We start from the raw sequence: 7,608 nt of genomic DNA on the forward strand, positions 1-7,608 counted from the left end.
GCCTTTTTCTTGACCGCAATGAGAAGTCGTCATGGCTGCACCGTTTCTCTGGGGATCTCCCTTCTCGCTTCCGACCGGGATCCAATTCCCGCGCATGACGGCGCTCAGCAACGGCACCTTCCTGTTCGTCGGTAAGACCGGGACGTTCCCAGACACCAAGCTCAAGGCATGGATCTACAATGCGGACGGCTCCCTGAAAGCTGAGCAGATCCTGGACATACCGGATCACAAAGTGCCGGGCATAAACGGAAAGCTGGAGATCCTCGCCATCGATCCCATGGCGGAGGAACTGCCGGACGGACGTATCGCGATTACGTGGACAGTGCACACGCCCACCTCCGGCAACACCTACGTGGCTCCTTGGGTCTGCATCTACAATGCCGATCTTGCACCTATCGAGGTGCCAAAACCGGTTTTCGATCCGATCTCCGGAGCCAGGGATTATGCGGAATCAATCGCAGCACTCGATGATGGAACATTGGTCATCAGCGCCCGCAGCGAAGATGACGGCCACGCATATCTGCGCGTCTTCAGTCCGGATGGTACGCGTTCGGCTGCAGTGGACCTTGGCTTGGCTGGTGGCTCACAGCCCGGAGTCGCTCTCACCGATGTAACAGCCCTGTCGAATGGCAATGTCGCCGTGGTGGTACGCGAAGGCACGTCGTCCCTCAAAGGCTACGTGCTCACGCCGTCCGGAGCTGGCGAGCCGGTTCTGTCAGCACCCTTCGAGATCTCAACAACCCCATCGCCCATCAAGGAAGGGATCAAGGTCACAGGCCTTGAAGGCGGCGGCTTTGTTGTGACGTGGATGGAGCAAGGCCCGGCTGGAACACCCGAATACAATGCCTTCTTGAGAGTCTATGATTCTGAAGGCAACGCCGTCTCCGGCGTAAAGCCCGTTTCGCCCCTCACACTGCCGGACCTTTTGTTCGCCGGGCACTCGGATGTGCTTGCATTGCCGGACGGGGGATTCGCCGTGGCTTACGAGAAGGCGACAGATCTCACCGCAGGTGGCGCGCCTGGTTTGGAGGTTCATTTCGCCATCTTCGACAAGCACGGAGAACGACTGAGCGACGACATCCGCGTTAGCCAAGAAGCGACAACTGCGTCCATCTATCTGCAGGAACTTCACCTCATAGCCGACGGGCGCATCCTCGTCCGGCACTCGCAGGGCGTCCAGATCGTCGATCCGCGTGATGAAGCGGTGTCGCTGCAAGGGACTGTTAGAGACGATCAGTATATCGGCACCGCGTTCAAAGACACGATGGACGGCGGCAACGGTCACGACTCCCTCGTCGGCGCCGACGGTGACGATCTGCTCCAGGGTGGTGACGGCAGCGACACGCTTTCAGGAGGCGCAGGAGCGGATCACCTGAACGGCGGCCAGGGTACAGACTTCGTTTCCTTTGCGAGCGCCAAGAGCGGCATCGCGGCGAGCCTTACAGGCGGTAGCGCAGGGGATGCGGCGGGCGATGTCTACACCGGAATCGAAGGCATTATCGGCTCATTCTTCGACGACGTTTTCTTCGGCAGCGGCTCGGCGATCCTGAAAGGCGGGCGCGGCAACGATACCTACTCCATCAAGGCTGGAGATGTTTTCGAAGAGGCCGCCGGCGAGGGTCGGGACACGGTCATTGTCGGAGGCAGCTATGCTTTGAAAGCGGATGCGCAGATCGAGGTGCTCAAGCTCTCGGGGGTGTCGTCGAAGAAGGGCGCCAACCTCACCGGCTCGAACATTGCCAACGAGATTATTGGTCATGCCGGCGCGAACACCCTCAAGGGCTTGAGCGGCAACGATGTGCTCAAAGCCTCGTCCGGCAACGATACGCTTAAGGGCGATGCCGGTTCCGACACGCTTTATGGCGGATCAGGCAACGACAAGCTCTATGGCGGCACCGACGCGAGCAACGATGTGTTTGTGTTCGATACCAAGCCGAACAAGAGCACCAATGTCGACCGGATCTACGATTTCGACCCGAGGTATGATGTGATCCACCTGGAGAACAAGATCTTCACCAAGCTCGGCGAGGGCTTGGCAGCAGGTGTGAAGTTCAAGGCGGATATGTTCGTGAAGGCTGCTGCAGCCAAGGACAAGGAAGATCGCATCATCTACGACAGCAAGACGGGTGCGCTCTCCTACGACCCGGATGGCACCGGCTCCAAGGTCCAGGCGAAGATCGCGACGCTCTCGAAGAACCTCAAGCTCTCCTACCACGACTTCTTCGTGATCTGAGAAAGCAAAAAAGTCGCTCATCGTTTTCCCCGGTGTCATCCCGGGGCCGCGCAGCGGAGTCCGGGATCCATAAAAGCTGACGGCGCAGGAGAGGGCATAGCGGACTCTGCAGCACATGACTGGGCAAGCGGCGTGGTTATGGACCCCCGCCTTCGCGGGGATGACACCGCCTGAATTGACATGGCCGGCTTTCGCATTTGCTCTCCCCTCACCCAGCCGCTATACCGCTTTCTCACCCGTCATCGCGCAGGCAAGGCTTATCATGAAAGCGGTCCTCTTCGAGCAGTTCGGTCAGCCGCCGCGCGTGCAGAATGTTCCGGATCCGGCGCCCTCCGCGGCAGGCGTGGTGATCAAGGTGGAGGCGACGGGTCTGTGCCGGAGCGACTGGCATGGCTGGATGGGGCACGATCCCGACGTGGTGCTGCCGCATGTGCCGGGGCATGAACTTGCCGGCACGGTTCTTGCAGCAGGGAGCCAAGTCACGCGCTGGAAAAAGGGCGATCGCGTCACGGTGCCCTTCGTCGGCGGATGCGGGCACTGCCACGAGTGCAATTCCGGCAACCATCAGGTCTGCGAACAGCAATTCCAGCCGGGCTTCACGGCCTGGGGGTCGTTTGCGGAATATGTGGCGGTGGATTACGCGGACACGAACCTCGTCGCGCTGCCCGAGGAACTCGATTTCGCCACGGCCGCGAGCCTCGGCTGCCGCTTTGTCACCTCGTTCCGCGCCATCGTCGATCAGGGCCGGGTGAAGCCCGGCGCGTGGGTGGCGGTTCACGGCTGCGGCGGCGTCGGCTTGTCGGCCATCATGATCGCGACTGCCATGGGCGCCAACGTGATCGCTGTCGACCTGACGGAGGAGAAACTTGCCTTCGCGCAGGAGATGGGCGCGGTGGCAACGGTCAATGCGCGTGCAAGCAAGGATGTGGTCGGTGCGGTGAAGGAGATCACGAAGGGCGGCGCGCATGTCTCCATCGATGCGTTGGGCAGCCCTGCGACGTGCTTCAACTCCATCGCGAACCTGCGCCGTCGCGGCCGTCATGTGCAGGTCGGGCTGATGGTGGGCGACCATGCCCGGGCTTCCGTGCCCATGGCGCAGATCATCGCGCATGAACTTGAGATCTACGGCAGCCACGGCATGCAGGCCTTCCGCTATCAGGACATGATGGCGATGATCCGCGCGGGCAAGCTCGCTCCGCAGAAGCTCGTCGGCAAGCACATCAGCCTCGACGAGGCGCCCGCCGCCCTCATGGCCATGGATCGGTTCGAGGGGATCGGCATCGGCGTCATCACGCGCTTCTGAGAACGTCGGTAGCACATTGTTGAATACGCGCTTGGCGCGCTATGTAAGTCTTCTGCCGCATTGCTGCGCTGGAGAGTTCGATGGCCTATCTGCCCGCCGACAATCGCTATGACGAGATGATCTACAAAAGGTGCGGCCGCAGCGGCCTGATGCTGCCGGCAATCTCGCTCGGGCTCTGGCACAATTTCGGCGAGGACAAGTCCTCGGCCACCGCGCGGGAGATCTGCCGCACGGCCTTCGATCTCGGCATCACCCATTTCGACCTCGCCAACAATTACGGCCCCCCGCCGGGTTCGGCGGAGACGCTCTTCGGCGATATCCTGCGCAACGACTTCCAAGGCCTGCGCGACGAAATGGTGATCTCCACCAAGGCCGGCTATCGCATGTGGCCCGGCCCCTACGGCGAGTGGGGCAGCCGCAAGTACCTGCTCTCCAGTCTCGACCAGAGCCTCAAGCGCCTAGGGCTCGACTATGTCGACATCTTCTATTCCCACCGCTTCGATCCGGACACGCCGCTGGAGGAGACCATGCTGGCTCTCGACTCGGCCGTGCGGCAGGGCAAGGCGCTCTATGTGGGCCTCTCCTCCTACAACAGCCAGCGCACCCGTGAGGCGGTCGCCATCCTGCGCGAACTCGGGACGCCCTGCATCATCCATCAGCCGAGCTATTCCATGCTCAACCGCTGGATCGAGGAGGATGGCTTGCTCGATACCCTCGACGATGTCGGCATGGGCTCCATCGTGTTCTCGCCGCTGGCGCAGGGGATGCTGACGACGAAATATCTGAACGGCATTCCCCAGGAGAGCCGCGCCGCGCAAGGCAAGTCCCTGCGCACCACCTTCCTCAGCGAGGACAATCTCTCCCGCATCCGCGGCCTCAACGGCGTTGCGGAACGCCGGGGGCAGACACTCGCTCAGATGGCCTTGGCCTGGGTGCTGCGCGGCGGGCGCGTCACCTCGGCCCTGATCGGCGCGAGCCGTCCCGAACAGGTCGTGGACTGCGTCGGCGCACTCAAGAATCTATCGTTCACACCGGAAGAACTCGCCGAGATCGATCGTTTCGCCGGCGAGGGCAACCTGAACATCTGGGCAGCCTCGGCGGAACGAAAGGGGCCGTCGCGCTAAAGCATCGGATGGATCCTCCATGAATGAGAGCATCGTTGGGTGTGGCCCCGGAGGGCCGCACGATGCTCTAAGGTCGTGCCCATCCCCAACCCCTTTGGGGATACCTCTTTGGAGTGACTTGAGAAGTCGGTTAACAAATGGTTAATGCAAAGCTTCATTGGCCATTTGTCCCAGGTCGCTTCCATGGTCCCTGTCATCGACACCGACAACCGCCGGCACGCCCGGCGCTTTCGTGCCCATCATCCGGCGCAGATCCTGCTGGGGTCCGACGCGATGATCCCCTGCACGGTGAAGGACATCTCGACCGGCGGCGCCAGGCTGGCCCTGAAGCCCCAGATGGATCTGCCCGAGACCTTCGAGATCTTCATCGCAGCCCACGACCTGCAGGTCCGCCGGGCGCGGGTATGCTGGCGCAAGGGTGACTTCGCGGGCATTGCTTTCTCTGAAGAGGATGATGCGATCGCGGCAGTGGAAGCTCCTCGCATGGTCACTTTCGCGGATTGCCTCGACCAGGCCGCCGCGATGCCGGCCCATCTTGCCGCCAAGCCGGCGCGCAAGAATCTCAAGCTCTGGCAAACCAGCATCTGACCATCCCTGAAGCGCGCTCGCAAAGAGGAGCGCACGGTCAAGAGCGTTTCACCGCCGTCCGAACAGGCGCTCGATGTCGCTGAGCTTGAGCTCCACGTAGGTCGGGCGCCCGTGGTTGCACTGGCCGGAGAGCGGCGTCGCTTCCATTTCGCGCAGCAGCGCGTTCATCTCCTCAGGCCGCATGCGCCGCCCCGCGCGGATCGAGCCATGGCAGGACATGCGCGAGAGCACGGCGTCGAGCCGTTCCTCGAGCGGGTTCGAGGCCCCCTGCCCCCATTCGGCGAGGGCATCGGCCACATCCTGCACCAGCGCCTTGATCCGTCCGCCGGCCAGAGCCGACGGCACCTCGCGGATCAGGATTGCGCCATGCCCGAAGGGCTCGACGACGAGGCCGAGGCTCTCCAGGGCTGACGCCTCCGCAAGCACGCGGTCCGCATCCACCGGATCGAGATCGACCACCTCGGGGATCAGCAGCAACTGCCGCCCGATGCCGGACGCTGCGCGCTCGCGCTTCAGGCGCTCGTAGACGAGACGCTCGTGCGCTGCATGCTGATCGACGATGACGATGCCGTCCTGGGTCTGCGCGACGATGTAGGTGCCATGCAGCTGCGCGCGGGCAGCGCCGAGCGGCGACTCCTCTGTGTGAGGTTCCGCCTCCTGCAGTGTCGCACGGCTGTCGGCGGAGGGGGCTGAAAGATCGGGCAGGCTTGCCTGCCTCTCGGCGAGGCCGGAAGCCGGCGCATAGGAGTGATCGGGCGCGTCGAGGGGCGCCTGCCAGTTGGCAAAGGCGCCCGCAGGGCGAATGGCGTGCGTGCGGTGCGGATAGGCGGGGCGTGAGGAGGGCAATGCGCCTTGAGGGCGCAGACTCTCCAGCGTGCGCATGCCGCCGGTCGAGGAGGCGCGGAAGGCATGGCGGGTGATGGCCTCCTTCAGGGCCGCCACCACGAAGCCGCGCACGAAATTCGGATCGCGGAAGCGCACCTCCGTCTTGGCCGGATGCACGTTCACGTCGACGCTGTGCGGATCGAGATCGATCATGATGGCGAGCACCGGGTGCCGGTCGGAGGCCATCACATCCGCATAGGCGCCGCGCACGGCGCCGATCAGCAGCTTGTCGCGCACGGGCCGCCCGTTGACCACGAAGTGAATCGAGGTGCCGGTGCCGCGGTGATAGGTCGGCAGGCTCGCAAAACCGTTAAGCCGCACACCCTCGCGCTCGACGCCGATGGCCATGGCGTTCTCGTGGAACTCAGCGCCCAGCACCCGTGAGAGACGGCGCAGGAAGCCGTGCTCGCCCGGCTCCTCCGGCGGATAGGTGAAGGCGGTGATGTGCTCCCCCGACAGGGTGAAGCGGATCGTCGGATGCGCGATGGCCAACCGCTTGACGATCTCCGCCACCGCCTGCGCCTCGGAGCGGTCGCTCTTCAGGAACTTCAGGCGCGCCGGCGTAGCGGCGAAGAGGTCCGTCACCTCGACGCGGGTGCCCCTGGGCGCAGGCGCGGGCCGCACCGGCCCCTTCACGCCAGCCTCCACCACGATGGATGAGCCGGTCTCGGCCTCCCCCGTGCGGGTGAGGATGGACAGGCGCGCCACGGCACCGATGGACGGCAGAGCCTCGCCGCGAAAGCCCAGGGTGTTGATGGCGAACAGGTCGCCGTCCGGCAGCTTGGAGGTGGCGTGTCGCTCGACGGCCAGTTCCAGATCCTCGGGCGTCATGCCCCGGCCGTCATCGATGATGCGGATCAGGCGACGGCCTCCCGCCTCCACATTGATCTCGATGGAGGTGGCATTCGCATCGACGGCGTTCTCGACCAGCTCCTTCACCGCTGCCGCCGGGCGCTCGACGACCTCGCCCGCAGCGATGCGGTCGACGAGGATGGGATCGAGGCGGCGGACAGGCATGAGGCGTTCGTTTCTCAGGATTCGGATGCAGGCAAGATAGGCGCTCCAGGCACAGGAAACCAGAACGAGCGACGTTATTCCCCTGCCCGTTTCCATCATCAGGCTTCCTGCCCGGAGGCATCAGCCTTTCATCGGGGACTTCGAAAGGCGGCGACATTGTAAAGATGGTGACATGAGCTTTGTCACGGGCATGAACGGGCTCTGCCGGCCCTACTCCTTCTGATCCGTTTCGCCTTTAGGATAAGATATCTTCGATCAAGATCAAACAATTAGCCAAAGTAAGCAAGCCTGGAGAAGTTTTTCCGAATGCCGGCAATGCGTTAGGACCAGAGCGGGCATGATCCACCCTTGTGAATCATTTACAAATTTACTCCACGTGTTTTGTAAAGCTTGACACCTGAACCTTAACTCGCCTTCCCGGCTCCGAACACACCCGGTACTTCATCGTTCAACCTTCA

Annotated in this window: 5 protein-coding genes; 4 read left to right on the forward strand and 1 reads right to left on the reverse strand. The window is 63.0% G+C overall.

Annotation, left to right across the window (positions count from 1 at the left end; genetic code table 11):
• Positions 1-31 precede the first annotated feature (31 nt).
• The 4 genes from ILT44_RS02375 (at position 32) to ILT44_RS02390 (ending at position 5,248) form a co-directional block, all read left to right on the forward strand.
• Positions 32-2,233, forward strand: a complete 2,202-nt coding sequence (locus tag ILT44_RS02375; RefSeq protein WP_204237955.1) for a hypothetical protein — start codon at positions 32-34, stop codon at positions 2,231-2,233.
• A gap of 262 nt (positions 2,234-2,495) precedes the next feature.
• Positions 2,496-3,536 carry a zinc-dependent alcohol dehydrogenase family protein gene (locus tag ILT44_RS02380; protein ID WP_204237956.1) on the forward strand — a complete coding sequence of 347 codons (1,041 nt, stop codon included), beginning with the start codon at positions 2,496-2,498 and terminating at the stop codon, positions 3,534-3,536.
• A gap of 80 nt (positions 3,537-3,616) precedes the next feature.
• Positions 3,617-4,660, forward strand: a complete 1,044-nt coding sequence (gene mgrA, locus ILT44_RS02385) for an L-glyceraldehyde 3-phosphate reductase (RefSeq protein WP_204237957.1) — start codon at positions 3,617-3,619, stop codon at positions 4,658-4,660.
• Between the two features lie 183 nt (positions 4,661-4,843).
• Positions 4,844-5,248: a PilZ domain-containing protein gene (locus ILT44_RS02390; protein ID WP_204237958.1), complete on the forward strand. Its 405-nt coding sequence runs from the start codon at positions 4,844-4,846 to the stop codon at positions 5,246-5,248.
• A gap of 48 nt (positions 5,249-5,296) precedes the next feature.
• Here ILT44_RS02390 and mutL read toward each other — a convergent pair whose 3' ends face one another.
• Positions 5,297-7,150, reverse strand: coding sequence for a DNA mismatch repair endonuclease MutL (mutL, locus tag ILT44_RS02395; protein ID WP_204237959.1), 1,854 nt, complete (start codon positions 7,148-7,150; stop codon positions 5,297-5,299).
• Positions 7,151-7,608: the final 458 nt, after the last annotated feature.

The sequence above is a fragment of the Microvirga arvi genome (assembly GCF_016892765.1).
GTDB lineage: Bacteria > Pseudomonadota > Alphaproteobacteria > Rhizobiales > Beijerinckiaceae > Microvirga > Microvirga arvi.

Coding starts and splice junctions, on each gene's coding strand:
- ILT44_RS02375 (WP_204237955.1), top strand. CDS start 32: ATGGCTGCACCGTTTCTCTGGGGATCTCCCTTCTCGCTTCCGACCGGG.
- ILT44_RS02380 (WP_204237956.1), top strand. CDS start 2,496: ATGAAAGCGGTCCTCTTCGAGCAGTTCGGTCAGCCGCCGCGCGTGCAG.
- mgrA (WP_204237957.1), top strand. CDS start 3,617: ATGGCCTATCTGCCCGCCGACAATCGCTATGACGAGATGATCTACAAA.
- ILT44_RS02390 (WP_204237958.1), top strand. CDS start 4,844: ATGGTCCCTGTCATCGACACCGACAACCGCCGGCACGCCCGGCGCTTT.
- mutL (WP_204237959.1), bottom strand. CDS start 7,150: ATGCCTGTCCGCCGCCTCGATCCCATCCTCGTCGACCGCATCGCTGCG.